Origin of the sequence: Streptacidiphilus pinicola, from assembly GCF_003258295.1 — a bacterium.
Classification (GTDB): Bacteria; Actinomycetota; Actinomycetes; order Streptomycetales; family Streptomycetaceae; genus Streptacidiphilus; species Streptacidiphilus pinicola.
This window is the reverse complement of record NZ_QKYN01000072.1, coordinates 1-18,225: the sequence shown is the minus strand read 5'-3', so window position 1 is coordinate 18,225 and position 18,225 is coordinate 1. Positions and strand designations below refer to the sequence as shown.

Annotated in this window: 17 protein-coding genes; 15 read left to right on the top strand and 2 right to left on the bottom strand. The window is 73.7% G+C overall.

All coding sequences use genetic code 11. From position 1 onward, the window contains the following. The first annotated feature begins 64 nt into the window (after positions 1-64). The 15 genes from DN069_RS18650 to DN069_RS18585 all read left to right on the top strand — a co-directional run bounded on the left by DN069_RS18650 (position 65) and on the right by DN069_RS18585 (position 16,556). Positions 65-337: an MbtH family protein gene (locus DN069_RS18650; protein WP_111502203.1), complete on the top strand. Its 273-nt coding sequence runs from the start codon at positions 65-67 to the stop codon at positions 335-337. Next, on the top strand, positions 334-4,551 hold the full coding sequence (locus DN069_RS18645; RefSeq protein ID WP_111502201.1) for a non-ribosomal peptide synthetase: 4,218 nt from the start codon (positions 334-336) through the stop codon (positions 4,549-4,551). Before DN069_RS18650 ends, DN069_RS18645 begins: the two co-directional genes overlap by 4 nt. Positions 4,552-4,553: 2 nt before the next feature. Then, positions 4,554-4,883, top strand: coding sequence for a hypothetical protein (locus DN069_RS40100; RefSeq protein WP_111502199.1), 330 nt, complete (start codon positions 4,554-4,556; stop codon positions 4,881-4,883). 2 nt (positions 4,884-4,885) lie between these two features. After that, positions 4,886-6,046, top strand: a complete 1,161-nt coding sequence (locus tag DN069_RS18635; protein ID WP_111502197.1) for a M20/M25/M40 family metallo-hydrolase — start codon at positions 4,886-4,888, stop codon at positions 6,044-6,046. Further along, positions 6,043-6,660: a membrane protein YczE gene (gene yczE / locus DN069_RS18630; RefSeq protein ID WP_111502195.1), complete on the top strand. Its 618-nt coding sequence runs from the start codon at positions 6,043-6,045 to the stop codon at positions 6,658-6,660. The genes DN069_RS18635 and yczE overlap by 4 nt, the downstream gene beginning before the upstream one ends. A gap of 178 nt (positions 6,661-6,838) precedes the next feature. Continuing rightward, on the top strand, positions 6,839-7,006 hold the full coding sequence (locus DN069_RS40095) for a hypothetical protein (RefSeq protein ID WP_165845540.1): 168 nt from the start codon (positions 6,839-6,841) through the stop codon (positions 7,004-7,006). Positions 7,007-7,068: 62 nt separating this feature from the next. Next, positions 7,069-8,313 carry an allantoicase gene (gene alc / locus DN069_RS18625; RefSeq protein WP_111502193.1) on the top strand — a complete coding sequence of 415 codons (1,245 nt, stop codon included), beginning with the start codon at positions 7,069-7,071 and terminating at the stop codon, positions 8,311-8,313. A gap of 179 nt (positions 8,314-8,492) precedes the next feature. After that, a complete protein-coding gene (locus tag DN069_RS18620) occupies positions 8,493-9,500 on the top strand; it encodes a hypothetical protein (protein WP_133259962.1) in 1,008 nt (335 codons plus the stop codon). 128 nt (positions 9,501-9,628) lie between these two features. Continuing rightward, positions 9,629-10,702, top strand: coding sequence for an ABC transporter ATP-binding protein (locus tag DN069_RS18615; protein ID WP_111502189.1), 1,074 nt, complete (start codon positions 9,629-9,631; stop codon positions 10,700-10,702). Then, positions 10,699-11,568 (top strand): ABC transporter permease, encoded by an 870-nt coding sequence (locus DN069_RS18610; protein ID WP_111502187.1) that lies wholly within the window; start codon positions 10,699-10,701, stop codon positions 11,566-11,568. The genes DN069_RS18615 and DN069_RS18610 overlap by 4 nt, the downstream gene beginning before the upstream one ends. Positions 11,569-11,594: 26 nt before the next feature. Beyond that, positions 11,595-12,386 (top strand): ABC transporter permease, encoded by a 792-nt coding sequence (locus DN069_RS18605; protein ID WP_111502185.1) that lies wholly within the window; start codon positions 11,595-11,597, stop codon positions 12,384-12,386. A 103-nt stretch (positions 12,387-12,489) separates the two neighbouring features. Further along, positions 12,490-13,362: an endonuclease III gene (nth, locus tag DN069_RS18600; RefSeq protein WP_111502183.1), complete on the top strand. Its 873-nt coding sequence runs from the start codon at positions 12,490-12,492 to the stop codon at positions 13,360-13,362. Next, complete coding sequence (locus DN069_RS18595) at positions 13,359-14,153, top strand: NUDIX hydrolase (protein WP_111502181.1); 795 nt, start codon at positions 13,359-13,361, stop codon at positions 14,151-14,153. The genes nth and DN069_RS18595 overlap by 4 nt, the downstream gene beginning before the upstream one ends. Positions 14,154-14,479: 326 nt before the next feature. Further along, positions 14,480-15,658: a MarP family serine protease gene (locus DN069_RS18590; RefSeq protein ID WP_111502179.1), complete on the top strand. Its 1,179-nt coding sequence runs from the start codon at positions 14,480-14,482 to the stop codon at positions 15,656-15,658. Between the two features lie 199 nt (positions 15,659-15,857). Further along, positions 15,858-16,556: a metal-dependent hydrolase gene (locus tag DN069_RS18585; protein ID WP_111502177.1), complete on the top strand. Its 699-nt coding sequence runs from the start codon at positions 15,858-15,860 to the stop codon at positions 16,554-16,556. Between the two features lie 362 nt (positions 16,557-16,918). Here the strand turns inward: DN069_RS18585 and DN069_RS18580 are convergent, their stop codons facing one another. Together DN069_RS18580 and DN069_RS18575 are read right to left on the bottom strand one after the other, a co-directional pair. Next, the gene (locus DN069_RS18580) at positions 16,919-17,854 is read right to left on the bottom strand and encodes an alpha/beta fold hydrolase (protein WP_111502175.1); all 936 of its coding nucleotides are present in this window, start codon (positions 17,852-17,854) and stop codon (positions 16,919-16,921) included. A gap of 143 nt (positions 17,855-17,997) precedes the next feature. Continuing rightward, on the bottom strand, positions 17,998-18,225 hold a 228-nt coding region (locus tag DN069_RS18575; RefSeq protein ID WP_133259961.1), incomplete at its 5' end, for a phage holin family protein.

The window sequence follows — 18,225 nt, the reverse complement described above, 5'->3', positions numbered from 1 at the left end:
GCTGACAGCACCCCTCGGGAGTGCCAAGAATTCCGGCGTCGAATGTCGGACTGAGAAATGGACGATGATGCACGAACAGACTGGGCCCGCCACGCACGCGGTGGTGGTCAACGAGGCGGAGCAGTACTCGGTCTGGCCGGCGGGCCGGCGTCCGCCGGCGGGTTGGCGGCAGGTGGGCGCGCCCGGCACCCGGGAGCACTGCCTGGGCGTCATCTCCCGTTCCTGGACCGACATGCGTCCGCTGTCGCTGCGCGAGGGCCGGGGCGACGTCGCGTCGGCCGGGACCGGAACAGGGACCGAGCAGGCCGTCCGTGTCGAGCAGGGGAGTGCCGCGTGAAGCCGCTCTCGCCCGCCCGGACCCAGCGCGCCTTCGAGGCGCTGGCCGGCGAAGGACGCCCGCACCACAACGTCTCCGCGGTCCGGCTGCCCGGGCGGCCGGTGCTCCCGGCGCTGGAGGCGTCCGTGGCCGAACTGGCCGCCCGCCACCCGGAGCTGCGCACCACGCTGCACCTCGGCGCGGAGCCGGCCCTGGTGACCGCCGACGAGCGGGCCGTCGAGCTCGTCCTCGCGGAACTGCCGGACGACATCGCCGCCTTCGCCGCGCGCGAGCGCGAGCGCGGGCAGGAGCAGGACGGGCAGCGCGACGACGAGCCGGCCCGGCCCCTCCGGATCACCGCGCTGACCACGGCCGACGCGGGCTGGTGGCTCGCGAGCACCTGGTCGGGCGTGCTGCTCGACGACGAGCTGCACCGCGGGATGATCAGCGAACTGCTCACCCGCTACCGGGTGCTGACGGCGGACGCCGATCCGGACCAGGCCGGCGCCACGGCGGGGACCGCCCCGCTGTCCGGCGCCGACACGGCGCAGGACGGCCTGCTCGCCACCGTCGGCTCGCTGCCGCCCGCGTTCGCCCTGCTGGCGGCCTGGGCCCGCCGTGACCACGACGCCGGCCTCCGGCACAGCACCACCGTCGACCTCGGCGACGTGGCGGCGGGCCTGCGCGCCCTCGCCGCGCAGGCGGACGTCCGCCTCGCGAGCGTGCTGCACGCCGTCCACCTGCGGGTGCTCAGCACGCTGACGCCCGAGACCTCGTTCACCACCGGTATCGACCTCGGCGGCTCCGCCGGCCTGGCCAGGGCGCTGGCCGTCGACGCCGAGGGACACGTGACGCTGCCGGACTGGACTGCCCTGGTCCGCGCCGTCGACGGCCTGACCGCCTCCGGCCAGGTCTGCCCGCCCGGCCTGGCCGGCTCCGCCGAGTGGACCCCGGTCGACGTCGTCTTCCGCCACCGGGCCGAGGACGACGCCGACGACGTCGCGGAAGGCGTCGCCGCCGACGCGGCGGACCGCTTCGACCTGGTCGCGGACGGCTTCGGACTCGCCGTCACCGCGATCGGGGCCACCACGCTGCGGCTGAGCGCCGCCGACCGCGCCGCGGACCGGGCCGCCCTGGAGCGCCTGGCCGGGCTGTACCGCGCGGTCGCCGCGGCCATGGCGCACGACCCGGCGGGCCGGGCCGACGCCGACCTGCTGCCCGCGCCCGAGCGCGAGCTGGTGGTCGACACCTGGAACGACACCCGGGCCGGCTACCGCGACGACCTCTGCGTGCACCAGCTCTTCGAGCAGCAGGTGCGGCGGACGCCCGACCACGTCGCCGTGGTGGACGCCGAGGGCGGCACCGTCAGCTACCGCGCCCTCAACGAGCGCGCCAACCAGCTGGCACACCACCTGCGCGACCTCGGGGTGGGCACCGAGACCTTCGTCGGGATCTGTGTCGAGCACTCGGTGGAGATGCTGGTCGGCCTGCTCGGCATCCTCAAGGCCGGCGGCGCGTACGTGCCGCTCGACGCCGAGCACCCGGCCGACCGGCTCGCCTGCATCGTCGAGGACACCGCGGCGCCGGTCGTGGTGACCGTCTCCGGGCTCGTCGACGTGCTGCCGCCGGGCGAGGCCCTCGCCGTCCAGCTCGACCGCGACGCCGAGCTGCTCGCCACCCGCCCCACCACCGACCCCATCCCGCTGACCGGGCCGCACAACCTCATCTACGCCATGTTCACCTCGGGCTCCACGGGCCGCCCGAAGGGCGTGCTGGTCACCCACCGCGGCGTGGTCAACTACCTGGACTGGGCCGTCGAGGGCTACGGCCTCCCGGTCGGCAGCCAGGGCGCGCCGATGCTCGGCTCGATCGCCTTCGACCTGTCCGTGCCCAACTTCTTCCTGCCGCTGATCGGCGGCAAGGACGTCACCCTGCTGCCCACCGACCGGGCCCTGGACGCGCTCGCCGAACGGCTGCGCGAGCCGGGCGACTTCAGCCTGCTGAAGATCACCCCGGCCCATCTGGACGTGCTGCGCTCGCAGCTGCCCGAGCCGGACTCCGTCCACTCGGTGCACACCTTCGTGGTCGGCGCCGACGAGGTGAAGCCGGAGACGGTGATGGCCTGGCGCCGGGTCGCCCCCGGGGCGCGGATCATCAACGAGTACGGTCCGACCGAGACCGTGGTGGGCTGCTCCGTCTACGAGGCGGGCCCGGACTTCGACCCCAGTGCGCCGGTTCCGATCGGGCACCCGATCGCCAACACCCAGATGTACGTGCTCGACCGCTTCCTCAACCCGGCCCCGATCGGCGCGGTGGGCGAGCTGTTCATCGGCGGCGACGGCGTCACCCGCGGCTACCTGCACCGCCCCGGGCTGACGGCGGAGAAGTTCGTCCCGGACCCGTTCCACCCGGTCCCCGGCTCCCGCATGTACCGCACCGGCGACCTGGCCAGGTTCCGTCCCGACGGCGACATCGACTTCCTCGGCCGGATCGACCACCAGGTCAAGGTGCGCGGCTACCGCATCGAGCTCGGCGAGATCGAGGCGCGCCTGCTGCTGCACCCGCGGGTCAGCGAGGCCGTCGTCGCGGCCCGCACCGACGCGCACGGCGACCGGTATCTGGCCGCCTACGTCGTCGGCACCGACGAGGACGGCCCGGGTGCCGCCGAGCTGCGGCCGTTCCTTGCCGAGGCACTGCCCGGCTACATGGTCCCGGCCGAGTACGTCCTGCTGCCGGCACTGCCGCTCAGCACGGCGGGCAAGGTGGACCGCCGGCTGCTGCCCGACCCGGCCGCGGACCGCTCCGGTGCGGAGCTCACCGCCCCCGGCACGCCCGTCGAGGAGACGCTGGCGCAGGCCTGGGCCGAGGCGCTCGGGGTGCCCGCGGTGGGCGTGGACCAGGAGGGCCTGCCCGCGCGGGCCGGGCTGGCCGGCACGCTGCGGATGGTCGAGCTGGCCCGCCGCTCCGGCCTGCGCGTGCCGCTCGGCGCCGCCTTCCGCCACGGCAGCGTCGCCGACCTGGCCGCCGTGCTGGCCGCCGTGCTGCCGTCGGTGGGACTCGGCGACCTCGGAGCGAAGCGGCCGGGCGACGAGGCGGACGCGCCGGAGGCCGCCGCGCTGCCGCTGACCCCCGCTCAGCACGCCGTGCTCGCCGAGCCCGCCGCAGGCGGCTGCACCGGCGTCCTGGTCGAGGCCGCGGCCCCGCTGGACCCGGAGGCGCTGGCGGAGGCGCTGCGGGCGCTGGTCACCCGCCACCCGGCGCTGCGGCTGCGGCCCGACGCCGAGAGCGGCCTGCAGCACCCGGTCGCCGAGCGGGAGGCCTGGTCACTGACGGCCGTCGAGGTCGCGGCGGAGGAGGCCGTCAAGGCCGCCCGGGCCGAGACCGAGGCGCGCGGCACCTCGGGACCGCTGCTGCAGGCCGTCCTGCTCGGTCGGACCCGGCTGCTGCTCACGGCCCCGCGCCACACCGTCGACGAGCCCTCCTGGCCGCTGCTGCTGGCCGAACTCGGGCTGGCCGAGGGGCTGTCCGGACTGGCGCCGGCGGAACGCAGTTCGGCCGAAGGCTCGGTGGCCACCGGCGACTACCCGGGACAGGTGCGCGCGCTCGCCGAGCGCGCCTGCGGGGAGGAGATCGTCGGGCAGCTGCCGTCCTGGCTCGCCGACGCGGGTCCGGTGGTGCCGCTCCCGCCGGACGACGCGCGGCCGGCCGGTGTGCCGGTGCTCAGCCGCACGCTGACCCTGGACGGCGCGCCGTCCGACGCCGAACTGCTGGACGCGCTCACCCGCGCGCTCGGCGGCGCGGCCCGCGTGGAGGTCACCCGGCCCGGCCCGCTGGGCCACGTCGGCTGCCTCACCACTCGGTTCCCGGTCACGCTGACCACCACCGAGAGTGCCGCCGAGACGCTGGGCCGGCTGCCGGAGGGCGGCCGCGACCACGGACCGCTGCTCCACCTGCGCGGCGACCGCGTCTCCGCCGTGCTGGCCGCCCTGCCCGCGCCCACCGTGGCCTTCGACGCCTCGGCCCCGGCGGCGAGCCTTTGGGGGGCGGCGGAGCTCCTCGGCCCCGACACCGCCCGCCCGCCGGCCCGCCCGGTCGAGCTGGTCCGTCGCCCGCGCGCCGGGCGGACCGAGCTCATCTGGCGGATCGACGGGACCCGTTGGGCCGCGACGACCCTGGACGCACTCGTCGACCGGTTCCTCGCGGAGCTCGGCGTGAACGCCCAGCCCGTCCGGTGAGGATGGTCGCCATCGCCCTGGACCCCCCGTCGGGCGCGGCCGTCGCCGCGCCCGACGGGCTGGCCCAGGCGTTCCTGGACTGCAGTGCGCCCTCGGACGGCCTCGAGCACGTCCGGCTGCACAGCTCGGTGGCGGGCGCCTACGGGGTGCTGTTCCTCTCCTCGGAGCACCCCGAGCCGGCGCTCGTGCTGGGCCGCCGCGTGTGCCAGCGCGCCTTCGACTCCGTTGCCGGGCTGGGTGGTTGGAGCCTGGCCTGGTGTGCCGAGCTGCCGCTGCCGGTCATGCCACGGCTGACGCCCCACCCCGGTCCTCACCCTGAAGGGATCCAGTAGGAATGTCACTGAACATCAGCGCCGAGCGGCTGCTCGCCGACCTCACCCATCTCGCCCAGATCGGCTCCGGCGCCGACGGCGGCATCCACCGGGTGGCCGGCTCCGCCGCCGACTTCGCCGCCCGCGACTGGCTCGACAAGACCCTGCGCTGCGCCGGGCTGGACAGCCACCGCGACCCGGTCGGCAACGTCTTCGGCCGTGTCCCGGGCAGTTCGGGCCCGTGGCTGCTGATGGGCTCGCACGCCGACACCGTCCCCGGCGGTGGCCGACTGGACGGCGCCTACGGCGTGATCGCCGCCATCGAGGTGCTGCGCACCCTGCACGAGGCCGGGCACCCGGCCGCCGAGCAGATCGAGGTCGTGGCCTTCTGGGACGAGGAGGGCGTCACCGCCGGATCGGGCGGCGGGCTGGTCGGCTCCAGCGCGCTCTGCCGGCACCCGCACGTCGAGGAGCTCTCCGGCTACCTGGAGCTGCACATCGAGCAGGGCCCCCGGATGGACAGCCAGGGCATCGAACTCGCCGCCGTCACCGGCATCGTGGGCGTACGCCGGTACGAGGTCACGGTGCAGGGCGAGGAGAACCACGCCGGCACCACCCCGTTCAGCGCCCGCTCGGACGCGGGCCGGGTCGCCAGCCGCACCGCCGCCGCGCTGCAGGGCATCTGCCAGCGGATCAACGGCTCCGTCATCGGCAACGTCGGGGCGGTCAGTTTCGGACCCGGCGCGCCCAACGTGGTCCCCGGCTCGGCCCGCCTGGAGGCCGAGATCCGCGCCGGATCGGACGAGATCCTGGACCGGGTCGACCGCAGACTGCGCGAGGTGCTGGCCCGGATCGCCTCGGAGGAGGGCTGCACCGCGACCCTGACCGAGACCTCCGCCAAGCCGGCCGCGCACTTCGACGCCGACCTGGTCGACCTGGTCGACGCGGTCTGCCGCCGCCGCAGCGTCCGCACCGAACGGATGGTCAGCTACGCCGGCCACGACGCCAGCGTGCTCAGCACCCGCGTGCCCACCGCCATGCTCTTCGTCCCCAGCACCGGCGGCTTCAGCCACTCCGCCCGCGAGGACACCCCCGACCACCTGCTGGTCCTCGGCGCGCAGGCGCTGCTGGACAGCGCCCTCGCCGTCGTCGCCGGACGCGTGCCGCAGCAGTTGGCCGCATGAGCGCCGTGAGCACCCTGCTGCGCCCGGCCCCCTTCGCCCGGCGGATGGTCCACCTCATGGTGGGCCTCGTGCTGTACGGGGTGAGCACCGCCCTGCTGCTCCGCGCCGGCCTGGGCGTCGACCCGTGGACGGTGCTGCACCAGGGCCTGGCCCAGGTCACCGGCCTGACCGTCGGGACCGTGTCGATCGTGGTGAGCCTGCTGGTGCTCTGTCTGTGGCCGGTGCTGCGGCAACGCCCCGGGATCGGCACCCTGCTCGACGCCGTGGTGGTGGGCGCGGTCACCGACGCCACGCTGGCCGACTGCCCGCGGCCGCACGGCCTGTGGGCCCAGGTGCTGCTGCTGTCCGGGGCGATCCTGCTGAACGCGGTCGCCACCGCCTGCTACCTGGGCGCCGGACTCGGGGCCGGCCCCCGCGACGGGCTGATGACCGGTCTGGCCGAGCGGGGCCACTCGCTGCGGGCCACCCGCACCCTGATCGAGCTGTCCGCGCTCGGCATCGGCTGGCTGCTCGGCGGACCCGTCGGGATCGGCACGGTGGCCTACGCCGTCTCGATCGGACCGCTGGCCCAGGTGTTCATCCCGTGGCTGCGCCTGCGGGAACGGCCGAGCTGACACAGAACTGCCCCGCTGACACAGAACTGCCCCGCTGACACAGAACAGCCCGGCTGACACACAACTGCCAGAGCGGTTTGTGCCAGCCCGAGCCCCTGTCCGGGGGTTCGGCGCTCCGGCACGATCGGTCCCGTCGTCGCAGGCCGGCGACGCCTTCCGAGCTGAAACCGCTTCTCTCATGGAGATCCCGTTGTCCGTCAAGACCGTTCTCGCCGCCGTCCTGCTGAGCCTCTGCTGCCTCGCCGGCACCGCGGCCGCCACGCAGGGGACCTCCGAGCACGCGCAGGCCTCCGGGGTCTCCAGCACCGCCACCGCCAGCACGCCCGACGACCTGGGCTGGAGCTGACCGAGCGACACCCGCGTGCCGCACCCGACCGTCGACAGCACCACGAACCACACGAGGCCCTGATGCAGACCGCCCCGCCCGCCGCCCCGTTCGCCGTCCTCCCCGACCTCGCCTCCCGCCAGTCCGGCGGCAGCGTCGTCGGCGCGAACGACGAGCTCTTCGCCGAGCGCGAGAACCTGATCAACCCGGCCCCGGCCGAGTTCCGTCCCTACACCTTCGGTCCCAAGGGCCAGATCATGGACGGCTGGGAGACCCGCCGCCGCCGTGAGACCGGCTACGACTGGGCCGTGGTCCGGCTCGGCACCGCGGGCGTGATCCGCGGCGTGATCGTCGACACCGCCTTCTTCATCGGCAACTACCCGCCCTTCTGCTCGGTCGAGGCCGCCGCCGTCGAACCGCTCGGCGCGCAGCCCACCGCCGTCGAACTCGCGGAGGCCGACTGGCACGAGATCGTGCCCCGCTCCGCGCTCAAGGGCGACACCGCCAACCCCTTCGAGGTCGCCTCGGAGCTGCGCTTCACCCATGTGCGGCTGAACATCTTCCCCGACGGCGGTGTGGCCCGCCTGCGCGTGCACGGCGAGGCGCTGCCCGACCCGCGCTGGGCGCTCGACACCGACCGCGATCTCGCCGCGCTGGAGAACGGCGGCCGGGTGCTGGACTGCTCCAACCGCTTCTACTCCTCGCCCGACAACATCCTGCGTTCCGGCCCGGCCCGGGTGATGGGCGAGGGCTGGGAGACCAGCCGCCGCCGCGACGACGGCAACGACTGGGCGGTCGTCCAGCTCGCCGCGCAGGCCGAGATCGACCGCATCGAGATCGACACCACCTGCTTCGTCGGCAACGCGGCGGGCTCGGCCCGGGTCACCGGTTGCGACGCCACCGCGGCGGACCCGGAGCACCCCGATTCCTGGTTCGAACTGCTGCCGCGCACGCGCCTGGAGCCGGACACCGTGCACCGCTTCCGCCTCGACCGCACGGCCGTGCGCCGCCCGGTCAGCCGGGTGCGGCTGGACATCTTCCCCGACGGCGGCCTGGCCCGTTTCCGCGTCCACGGGTCTCCGACCGCCGCGGGGCGCGCCGCGATCTTCCGCACCTGGGCCGACCGGCTGCCCGAGACCGCCCTGCTGCAGCAGCTCACCGGCTTCGCCGGCGCCGAGGCCGACGCCGTGGCCCAGCTGGTCGCCGCCCGGCCCTTCGGCAGCGACGACAAGGCACTGACCGCCGCCGTCGCCCGACTGCTGGCGAGCGCCCCGCTCGCCGGGGACGAGCGCGCCGCTGCCGCCTGGCGTGCCCTCACCGGCGTCTGACCCGCACGCCCGACCTTTCGGCCCGACGTCCCGGCCCGCATTGTGATGCGAACGTACAGACGAGAGCCGCCCAATTCCGGCGGCACTCGATGGCATGCTCCAGATCCCTCATGGCCGCGCCCCACGGATACTAGGTGTGCGGATCATGACGGGGGGACGGAATGCTCAAGGTGCTCGGTTTGGACGACGAGGCGGAGCATGTCTACCGCCTGGTCCTGGAGCGTCCCGAGCTGGGGCTGGACGCGCTGGTCGCGGAGCTGTGCCGTCCGGAGACGGAGATCCGGTCGGTGCTGGACCGCCTGGCCGATCTCTCCCTGGTCGCGCGCTCCTGGGAGCTGGCCGAGGGCATCCGGCCGGTCAGCCCCGAGGTGGCGCTGAACGCGCTGATCGCCAGCCGTCACGCCGAGGTGATGCGTGCCCAGCGCGAGATCGCCGGGGCCGAGTTCGCCGTCCAGCAGCTGTTGACCAGCTATCGCGCGGCGCTGCCCGAGCAGTCCGACCCGCTCGCCTCCGAGCGGCTGACCGGCCTGGACGCGACCAGACTCCGGCTCCAGCAGTTGGCCGCCGAGATCCGGGTGGAGGCACTCGCCTTCGCGCCGGGCGGTCCGCAGCCGCCCGCCAACCGGGAGGCCAGCCGGCCGCTCTCGGAGGCCGTGCTGGAGCGCGGCGTCTCCGTCCGCACCATCTACCTCGACAGCGTCTGCAACGACAGCGACAGCCGCGCCCACGCCCAGTGGCTGGTCGACCAGGGCGCCAAGGTGCGCACCGTGCCCGCGCTGCCGATGCGCATGCAGATCCTGGACCGCACCTCGGCCCTGGTGCCGATCGACCCCGAGGACTCCGCCAAGGGGGCCGTCCTCATCAAGGAGCCCGGCGCCGTCGCCGGGCTCCACGAGTTGTTCGAGCGCGTCTGGCAGCAGGCCACCCCCTTCGGCGCCGCGTCGGAGGCAAGGAGCGAGCGGACGGAAGCCACCGCGCAGGAGAAGACGCTGCTCGGGCTGCTCTCGCTCGGCCTCACCGACGAGGCGGCCGCGCGCCGGCTCGGCGTCTCACTGCGCACCGAGCGGCGCATGATCACTGACCTGATGAACCGGCTCAACGCCGCCAGCCGCTTCCAGCTCGGCCAACAGGCCGCGGAGCAGGGCCTGCTGCCGCCCTGGGTCGGCGACCGCCAGGCCTCCGGCTGATCGGCGGGGCCCCTCGGACCGGGCACCTATGTGCCAACGCTCTTTGTGCCAGCAGACATTGCTGACCTGGGCCGATTCGGCTGGGCAGGATGGGGCGACACCCCGCCCCTTCTCTCCTGAGGACCGCCATGCCCGCTCAGTCCAGGCCCTCCGGCGCCGAGTTCGCCATCGAGGCCGAGGATCTGCACCGCACCTACCTCACCCGCACCGGCTGGCTGCGGCCGAAGACCACCGAGGTGACCGCCGTCCGCGGCGTCAGCTTCCAGGTCCGGCCGGGCGAGCTGTTCGGCCTGCTGGGCCCGAACGGCGCGGGCAAGAGCACCACCATCAAGATGCTCAACACGCTGCTGCTGCCGAGCTCGGGCACCGCCCGCATCCACGGCTACGACGTCGCCCGGGACACGCGGGAGGTGCGCCGTCGCATCGGCTACGTCTTCGGCGGCGACCGCGGCCTCTACGACCGGCTCTCGGCCCGCGACAACCTGCGCTACTTCGCCGAGCTGTACGGGGTCGAGCCGCGCGAGCAGAAGGCCAGGATCGCCGAGCTGCTGGACCGGGTCAGTCTGACCGGCCGGGAGAACGAGCGGGTCGAGGGCTACTCGCGCGGCATGCGCCAGCGCCTGCACATCGCCCGCGGCCTGCTGCACGACCCGGACGTGCTCTTCCTGGACGAGCCCTCCATCGGCGTCGACCCCGTCGCCGCCCGCGACCTGCGCAACACCGTCGCCGACCTGCGGGCCATGGGCACCACGGTGCTGCTCACCACCCACTACATGGCCGAGGCCGACCAGCTCTGCGACCGCATCGCGGTGATCGCCGGCGGCGCCATCCGCGCCTTCGGCACCCCCGGGGAGCTCAAGTCCCGCGTGGGCACCCGCGATGTGCTCGACATCGAGGCCTACGGCGTCACCGAGGCCGACCTCGCCCCGGTCCGCGCCCTGCGCGGGGTGCTCAGCGTCTCCGTGGAGGAGCAGGGCGCCCGCCAGACCGTGACGGTCCAGTCCGAGCGCGGCAGCAACCTGTCCCGCGAGGTGCTGGCCGCGCTCTCCGCCGCCCGGCTCGGCCGGGTGGTCAACCGCGAACCCACCCTCGAGGACGCCTACATCGCCATCGTCGAGGAGACCTCCGCCGCCGAGTCCGCGGAGTCCGCCGAGTCCGCCGAGTCCGCGGTCTCCGAGCAGCACGAGGAGGTGGCCGCATGAGCACCGCACTGCGACCGACACCGCGGCTGTCCGCGCCGTCTTCGCCGTCCTCGCCGTCCCGGCCGTCCCGGCTGCCGCGCCCTTACCGGGTGCTGCGGCTCATCGGCGTCGGGGTGCGCACCCACGTCGGCTACATGTCCCGCTCGCCGCTGGAGATCACCTTCGCCGTCCTGGTCCCGCTCGTCTACGCGACGCTCGCGGTCTACCTCTTCCGGGCCGGCGGCGACCAGGGGCGGATGCTCCAGGCGTCGGTGGGCGCGGGCCTGATGGGGATGTGGGCCTCCGTGCTCTTCGGCTCCGGCGGCGCGGTGCAGAACCAGCGCTGGCTCGGCACCCTGGAGACCCTGACCGCGGCGCCGACCCCGCTCGCCCTCACACTGCTTCCGGTCACCCTGGCCACCGCCGTGGTCGGCACCTACGCGATGGGGGCCACGCTGCTGTGGGGGGCCGTCCTGTTCGGCACGCCGCTGCACTTCGCGCACCTGCTGCTGTTCCTGGTGGCCGTTCCGGTCTGCGTGCTGGCCCTCGGCATGATGGGTCTGCTGCTGGCCTCCACCTTCGTGCTCATGCGCAACGCCAACGCCCTCGCCAACGCGCTCGACCACCCGATCTGGCTGCTCTCCGGGATGCTCGTGCCGATCACCGTGCTGCCCTCCTGGACACACCCGATCTCCTGGGTCCTGCCCACCACCTGGGGAGCCCGTGCCGTCCAGGCCGCCGCGCTGCCCGGTCATCCCACCGCCGAGGTGCTGCGCTGCCTGGCCCTCACCGTGGGCAGCGGCCTTGGCTACCTGCTGCTGGCCGTCGTCGCCCTGACCCACGTGGAACGGCGCGCCCGCAGGGCCGCCACCCTCGCCCTCGCCTGAACTCCAGTGACCTCAGGGAATCCTCGATGAAACCGCTCCGCTTCTTCGTGCTCGGCGGCACCATGGCCTACCGCGCGCTGTTCAACTGGACCACCCCGGCCCTGTTCGTCGGCACGCTGCTGGGGGCACCGCTGGTGCAGATGCTCTTCTTCGTCTTCCTCGGCCGCCAACTCGGGCTGGCCGACGACGAGTTCTACGTCATCGGCAACGCCGTCCTGGCCGCCTCCATCGCCTGCGTCTACGGGGGCGCGATGGCCGTGGCCAACGAGCGCCGCTACGGCACGCTGGGCGCGGTGCTGCTCAGCCCGCGCAGCCGCAACCTGCTCTGGCTGGGCCGCGCGCTCCCGTACATCGCCAACGGCCTGCTGGTCACCGGGGTCAACCTGGCCGCCGGGGACCTGCTGCTCGGGCTGCACCTCTCGCTCGCCGCGGTGGTGCGGATGCTGCCGCTGCTGCTGACCGCCACGGTGGGCTGCTCCGCGTTCGGGCTGCTGCTCGGCGCGGTCGGCCTGCGGCTGCGCGACGTCTTCCTCATCGCCAACGTGATGTTCGTGCTGATGCTGCTGCTCTCCGGGGCCAACGTGCCGCGTGCCTCCCTGCCCGGCTGGATGCGGATCGCCGGCGACCTGCTGCCGCTCACCCACGCGATCACCGGCCTCCGCGCCGCACTGGCCGGCGGCGCGTCCCTCTCCTCGTCCGTCGGCTCCTCCCTGGCCGCCGAGGCCGCCGTCGGCGGCTGCTACCTGCTGGCCGCGGTCTTCCTGCTGCACTGGTTCGAGCGCAGCAGCCGCCTCCGCGCCACCCTGGACGTGCTGTGAGGGATCCACGTGTTGTGGCGGGGCGACGTGCTGCGACGGGGCGACGTGCTGCGACGGGGTGGAAAGTGCGCCGGACGTCAGCCCGGCCTCGTAGGCTCTCGGTATGGCGAAGAGTGGCGTTTCCGTGACCGCTGGTGCTGCCGGTGGGCCCGGGTTCAAGAAGGCGGCGTTCCCCAAGACGCAGACGGCGAAGGTGCGGCAGGCGCGGAGGATCAACCGCGCGCTCGCGGAGGTCTACCCGTACGCGCACCCGGAGCTGGACTTCCAGAACCCGTTCCAGCTGCTGGTGGCGACGGTGCTGTCGGCGCAGACGACCGACCTGCGGGTGAACCAGACGACGCCCGCCTTGTTCGCGAAGTACCCGACCCCGACGGAGATGGCGGACGCGAATCCGGAGGAGCTGGAGGAGCTGATCCGCCCCACCGGCTTCTTCCGCAACAAGGCCAAGTCGCTGCTCGGCCTGTCCGCCGCGCTCCGTGACGAGTTCGGGGGAGAGGTGCCGGGCCGGCTGGAGGACCTGGTGACCCTGCCCGGGGTCGGCCGCAAGACGGCCAACGTCGTGCTCGGCAACGCCTTCGGCGTCCCCGGCATCACCGTGGACACCCACTTCGGCCGCCTGGCCAAGCGCTTCGGCTGGACCGAGTCCGACGACCCCGTCAAGGTCGAGCAGGAGGTCGGCGAGCTGGTCGAGAAGCGGGAGTGGACCATGCTCTCGCACCGCGTGGTCTTCCACGGCCGCCGCATCTGCCACGCCCGCAAGCCCGCCTGCGGGGCCTGCCCGATCGCGCGGCTCTGCCCCTCCTACGGCGAGGGCGAGACGGATCCGGTCAAGGCGGAGAAGCTGCTCAAGTACGAGAAGGGCGGCCAGCCCGGCCAGCGGCTCAGCCCACCCGCGGACTACCCCGGCGAGGCGGCCGCCCGAGCCGCCGCCCACGGCGGCCCGACGGCGGACAGCGCCGAGGGGGTGGACGCGTGAGCGCCTACGCGGCGGTGGGCGTGCAGCGCGAGGGCATCCCGGACTGGCTGGTGCCGGTGCGGGAGGCGGCCGAGACCGTGCAGCCGCGGCAGCTCAGCCGATTCCTGCCGCCCGCGCAGGGCGGCCGGCGCTCCGCGGTGCTGGTCCTCTTCGGTGAGGCGCCCGGCGACGAGGGCCCGGACCTGCTGCTCATCGAGCGGGCCCGTCGGCTGCGCTCGCACGCCGGCCAGCCCTCCTTCCCCGGCGGCGCCCTCGACCCGGAGGACGGCGACCCGCACGGCGAAGGCCGGATCCGCGCGGCGCTGCGCGAGGCCTGGGAGGAGACCGGCCTGGACCCGGACGGAGTCCAGGTCTTCGGCGTGCTGCCGGACCTCTACATCCCGGTCAGTGACTTCGTCGTCACGCCCGTGCTCGGCTGGTGGCACACGCCCACCCCGGTCGCGCCGGTGGACGAGGGCGAGGTGGCCGAGGTCTTCCGCGTCCCGGTGGCCCGCCTCGCCGACCCGGCCAACCGGGCCCGGCTGCGCCACCCCAGCGGCTTCCGCGGCCCGGCCTTCCACATCGACGGCCACGTGATCTGGGGCTTCACCGCGGGCGTCATCGACCGGCTGCTGCACCACGCGGGCTGGGAGCGGCCATGGGACGACGCCCGGGAGATCGAACTGGGAGACCCCTCGGTCTTCGCCTCCCGTGAGGAGCAGGAGCGGGCCCGCCGGCTGTTCACAGACGCGTCGGGCGGTGTGACGGACGACATGTCCGCCCGCGCCCGGGGCGAGGCCGATCCGGACTGAGGGCGGCCGGGATCGGGACTGACTCCCGGGCCGTTACACGGCCTGCGATCCGGCCCGGGTTCCGGACCGAGTTCGGGACCGAGTTCCGGACCGAGGGCGTACGGACGAGCCCCGGTGCGTCCGGCCGACACGGGCTCCGGGCTCACTTCGCACGGGCCCCGGGGCCGGTTTCGGACGGGCTCCGGGCCGCGCCCGTGCGCGGCCCGCGCCGGGCCTGAGCCAGGTCCGCGGCTCGCCCGCAGCGCCGGGGCTCGGCGTGTCACGAGTTGTCCACAGGGCAGGGGGAGGGCCTGCGCCCGTTCGGGCGGGCGTGGCAAGGTATCCGGGTGAACGTCCTCGATGTCCTGCTGATCCTGGCCGCCGTCGGTTTCGCTGTGAGCGGCTACCGGCAGGGCTTCGTGGTGGGCGCTCTCTCCGTCATCGGCTTCCTCGGCGGCGGCGTGATCGCGGTCCAGCTGCTGCCGCTGCTGCTGCGCCACCTCTCCCCGGGGATGGTCGCCTCGGTGATCGCCGTCGTGGTGGTCATCGTCTTCGCCGCCTTCGGGCAGGCCTTCACCACGCACTGGGCGTGGAAAGTGCGCGGCCGGATCGGCCGCAGCAAGGCCCGCGTCCCCGACGCGATCGGCGGCGCGCTCGTCAACGTCCTCGCCATGCTGCTGGTCGCCTGGCTGATCGGCTCCGCGCTCGCCGGCACCTCGCTTCCCACCGTCGCGCACCAGGTGCGCAGCTCCAAGGTGCTCGTCGGTGTCCAGGACATGCTCCCGGCGGGGGCGCCCGGCTGGTTCTCCGACTTCACCTCGACCCTGGCCCGCAACGGCTTCCCGCAGGTGTTCAACCCGTTCCAGAACGAGCCGATCACCAACGTCCCGGCCCCGGACCCGGCGCTGGTGAACGACCCGGCCGTGAAGGCCGCCCACCAGAGCATCGTGAAGGTCATCGGCACCGCCCCCTCGTGCAGCAAGGTGATCGAGGGCACCGGCTTCGTCTACGCCACCGACCGGGTCATGACCAACGCCCACGTGGTGGGCGGCGTCACCGACCCGACGGTGCGCCTGGGCAGCCGCACCTACCAGGCCCGCGTCGTCCTCTACGACTGGCAGCGCGACGTCGCGGTGCTGGACGTCCCCGGCCTGCACGCCCCGTCGCTCGCCTTCGCCGGCACGGCCGACACCGGTGCGGACGCGATCGTCGCCGGCTTCCCGGAGAACGGCCCGTTCAACGTCCAGGCCGCGCGCATCCGCGGACGCATCCAGGCCAACGGCCCGGACATCTACCACCGCGGCAACGTCAGCCGCGACGTGTACTCGATCCGCTCCACCGTCCGGCAGGGCAACTCCGGTGGCCCGCTGCTGACCACGGACGGCGAGGTCTACGGCGTGGTCTTCGCCAAGTCGCTCGACGACGCGCAGACCGGCTACGCCCTCACCGTGGACGAGGTGCGCGGAGACGCCCAGCGCGGCGCGAGCCTGACGGCGCCGGTGAACACGGACGCCTGCGCGCTGTAGCGGCAGGCCGCGTTCCCAACTTCCCTCCCGCGCCCGGCTCGGAACGCGGTGGCCGGGCACGGCACGGAGGGACGTGCCCGGCCGTGCGCCTCGTGCTGGTCAGGCGCATGATCGGATCGACTGTTCGGCGCGGTGCGGCTTCCTGGTACGGTCGGGCGCGAGCGTGAGATCTCGTCAGCAACCAGGAGGACGACCAGTCATGATGGGCCATTCGCACGCGGTGAGCGGGGCACTGCTCTTCGCGGCCACCTCGCCCTATCTGCCGCCCCTGGTGATGCACGCTCACCTCAAGCCGCAGGAGATCCTGATGGGCACGATCCTGTGCGCGGGCGCGGCCCTGCTGCCGGATCTGGACCACCACGACGGCACCATCGCCAACTTCCTGGGCCCGATCAGCAAGACGCTGTGCCGCTTCGTCGCCTGGATCTCGGGCGGTCACCGCCACGCCACGCACTCGCTGTTCTTCGTGGCGCTGATGACCGTCGGCACCTGGGCCGGAGTCACCTACCTGGGCCGCAACTTCACCCTGGGCATGACCTTCTTCCTGCTGGCCATGGCGATCCGGGCGCTGAACCTCTGCCCGCCCGGCCACGCGTTCAACGCCTGGGGCACGATCGTGGCGATGGCCGGGGTGGGCACCGCGATCATCGCCAAGTTCATTCCCTCGGCGCCGGGTTGGCTGCCCTACGCGGTCGGGCTCGGCTGCGTCGCGCACCTGCTGGGCGACTCCATCACCAAGATGGGCGCGCCGTGGCTGTGGCCGATCAAGACCCGCTACGAGATCGAGATCATCAAGAGCAGTGGCAACAAGCTGGAGACGGAGATCCTCGTCCCGCTGATGGGCGTCGGCACGATCGCCCTGCTCTGGTTCACCGCCCTGTCGCCGCACCAACTCTGACGCGCGCACTGGCTTTGGCGGGCACGCCTGCTCGGACGGGCCGGCGCCGGGACTGGACTCCCGGCGCCGGCCCGTTCAGCGTTGGCGCAGGCGTGAGGTGACCCAGCGGGCGCGGCGCCCGATCAGCCGTGGGAAGCCGACGTGGGCCGCGGGCTCCAACAACGCGGCCACCACCTTCGACGGGTTCTGTGAGCCCGAGGGCGGGCTCGACGGCGAGCGGCGACGGCTTCGGGGCGCGGAGGCGCGTTCGTGCATCCAGCTCATACTCGGAAGTTGCCCGCGCAAGCGCGTCGGTAATCCCGAGCACGAGTTCCAATTGGCCTATGCCAGAAGCGTATTCATCTGACTACGCACCGCACGGGTCAGTGCTGGTTCGCCTTCAGCCACTCCAGCAGCAGGCCGGAGAAGGTGTCCGGGTCCTCCTCGTGCGGGTAGTGGCCGATTCCGTCCAGTGGTCGCCAGTCGTAGGGCGCGTCCACGTAGGCGCCCGAACTGAGGGCTGTCTCCGGCAGCAGCACCGGGTCGTCCTCGCCGTGCACGTGCAGCGTCGGCACCCGCAGCTTGCGGTTCATGCGCCGGGAGAACTGGAAGCCGTCGGGACGTCCCATGGACCGCATCAGCCAGCGGTAGGGCTCGATCGAGCAGTGCCGGGTGTTCGACAGCATCATCGCCTGCCGGTACGTCAGCAGTTCCTTCTCGCTCGGCTGGTGCTCGGGGCCGGTCCACTCCCGCAGGAACTGCGCGACCAGCTCGGCGTTCCCGGCGGCGAGCTGCCGCTCGGGCATCCACGGGCGCTGAAAGCCGAGCAGGTGGTCCGCGGCGACGATCTGCCGCCGGTCCGTCAGCAACGAGCGTCGGTAGCTGCGCGGGTGCGCACTGGAGACGACGACCAGCCGCCGTACGACGGCGGGCCGCATCGCGGCGGCGGTCCAGGCGAGGAAGCCGCCCCAGTCGTGCCCGACCACGGTCGCGTCGGCGGAGCCGAGCGAGCGGATGACGCCGGTCAGATCCAGCGCCATGTTGGAGGGGTCGTAGCCGCGGGGGGTCCGGTCGCTCCCGCCGACGCCGCGCAGGTCCACGGCGACGGCGCGGTAGCCGGCCGCCGCCAGGGCGGTCAGCTGGTGCCGCCAGGTCCACCAGAACTGCGGCCAGCCGTGCACCAGCAGCACCAGGGGTCCCTCGCCGAGTTCGGCGATGTGGAAGCGGGCCCCGTTGGCGGCGAGGTCACGGTGCGTCCACGGACCGTCGATCCGGGGATCGAAGGCGTCGGCGCTGGAGGCGGCGGGGTCGAAGGCCATGGGAAGAGCGTGTCACACCGGAGCCCGGGGTGACGCCACGCGGCCCGGCGAGGCGCGTCAGCGCGCCGTCACGGCGGGCCGCAGCACCCCGTGGCACCTCGGCGCGGCCCGCGGCGGCGAGGTGCTCTCGGGGGCCTGTTGCGTCAGGGGGTGAGCGCCTTGTGGCCGTCGCCGGAGACCGAGGGGGCCGGGCGCGGCTTGGCGGACTTCAGCACGTCCGCCGTCGCCTTGGCGCCGGCAATGGTGCGCTCCGGCGGGGAGAGCTTCTTGAAGAAGCGGACCGCGATCAGCGCAGCGATGACGGCGATCACGACGTAGGCGCCGGCGACGATCAGGAACGACCAGGCCAGGCCCAGGCCGAGGTTGTGGAT

What these genes read in the sequence shown, in the direction of transcription:
- DN069_RS18585 (WP_111502177.1), top strand. Translation starts at nt 15,858, where the DNA reads ATGATGGGCCATTCGCACGCGGTGAGCGGGGCACTGCTCTTCGCGGCC.
- yczE (WP_111502195.1), top strand. Translation starts at nt 6,043, where the DNA reads ATGAGCGCCGTGAGCACCCTGCTGCGCCCGGCCCCCTTCGCCCGGCGG.
- DN069_RS40095 (WP_165845540.1), top strand. Translation starts at nt 6,839, where the DNA reads ATGGAGATCCCGTTGTCCGTCAAGACCGTTCTCGCCGCCGTCCTGCTG.
- DN069_RS18615 (WP_111502189.1), top strand. Translation starts at nt 9,629, where the DNA reads ATGCCCGCTCAGTCCAGGCCCTCCGGCGCCGAGTTCGCCATCGAGGCC.
- alc (WP_111502193.1), top strand. Translation starts at nt 7,069, where the DNA reads ATGCAGACCGCCCCGCCCGCCGCCCCGTTCGCCGTCCTCCCCGACCTC.
- DN069_RS18580 (WP_111502175.1), bottom strand. Translation starts at nt 17,854, where the DNA reads ATGGCCTTCGACCCCGCCGCCTCCAGCGCCGACGCCTTCGATCCCCGG.
- DN069_RS18610 (WP_111502187.1), top strand. Translation starts at nt 10,699, where the DNA reads ATGAGCACCGCACTGCGACCGACACCGCGGCTGTCCGCGCCGTCTTCG.
- DN069_RS18650 (WP_111502203.1), top strand. Translation starts at nt 65, where the DNA reads ATGATGCACGAACAGACTGGGCCCGCCACGCACGCGGTGGTGGTCAAC.
- DN069_RS18605 (WP_111502185.1), top strand. Translation starts at nt 11,595, where the DNA reads ATGAAACCGCTCCGCTTCTTCGTGCTCGGCGGCACCATGGCCTACCGC.
- DN069_RS18635 (WP_111502197.1), top strand. Translation starts at nt 4,886, where the DNA reads ATGTCACTGAACATCAGCGCCGAGCGGCTGCTCGCCGACCTCACCCAT.
- DN069_RS40100 (WP_111502199.1), top strand. Translation starts at nt 4,554, where the DNA reads ATGGTCGCCATCGCCCTGGACCCCCCGTCGGGCGCGGCCGTCGCCGCG.
- nth (WP_111502183.1), top strand. Translation starts at nt 12,490, where the DNA reads ATGGCGAAGAGTGGCGTTTCCGTGACCGCTGGTGCTGCCGGTGGGCCC.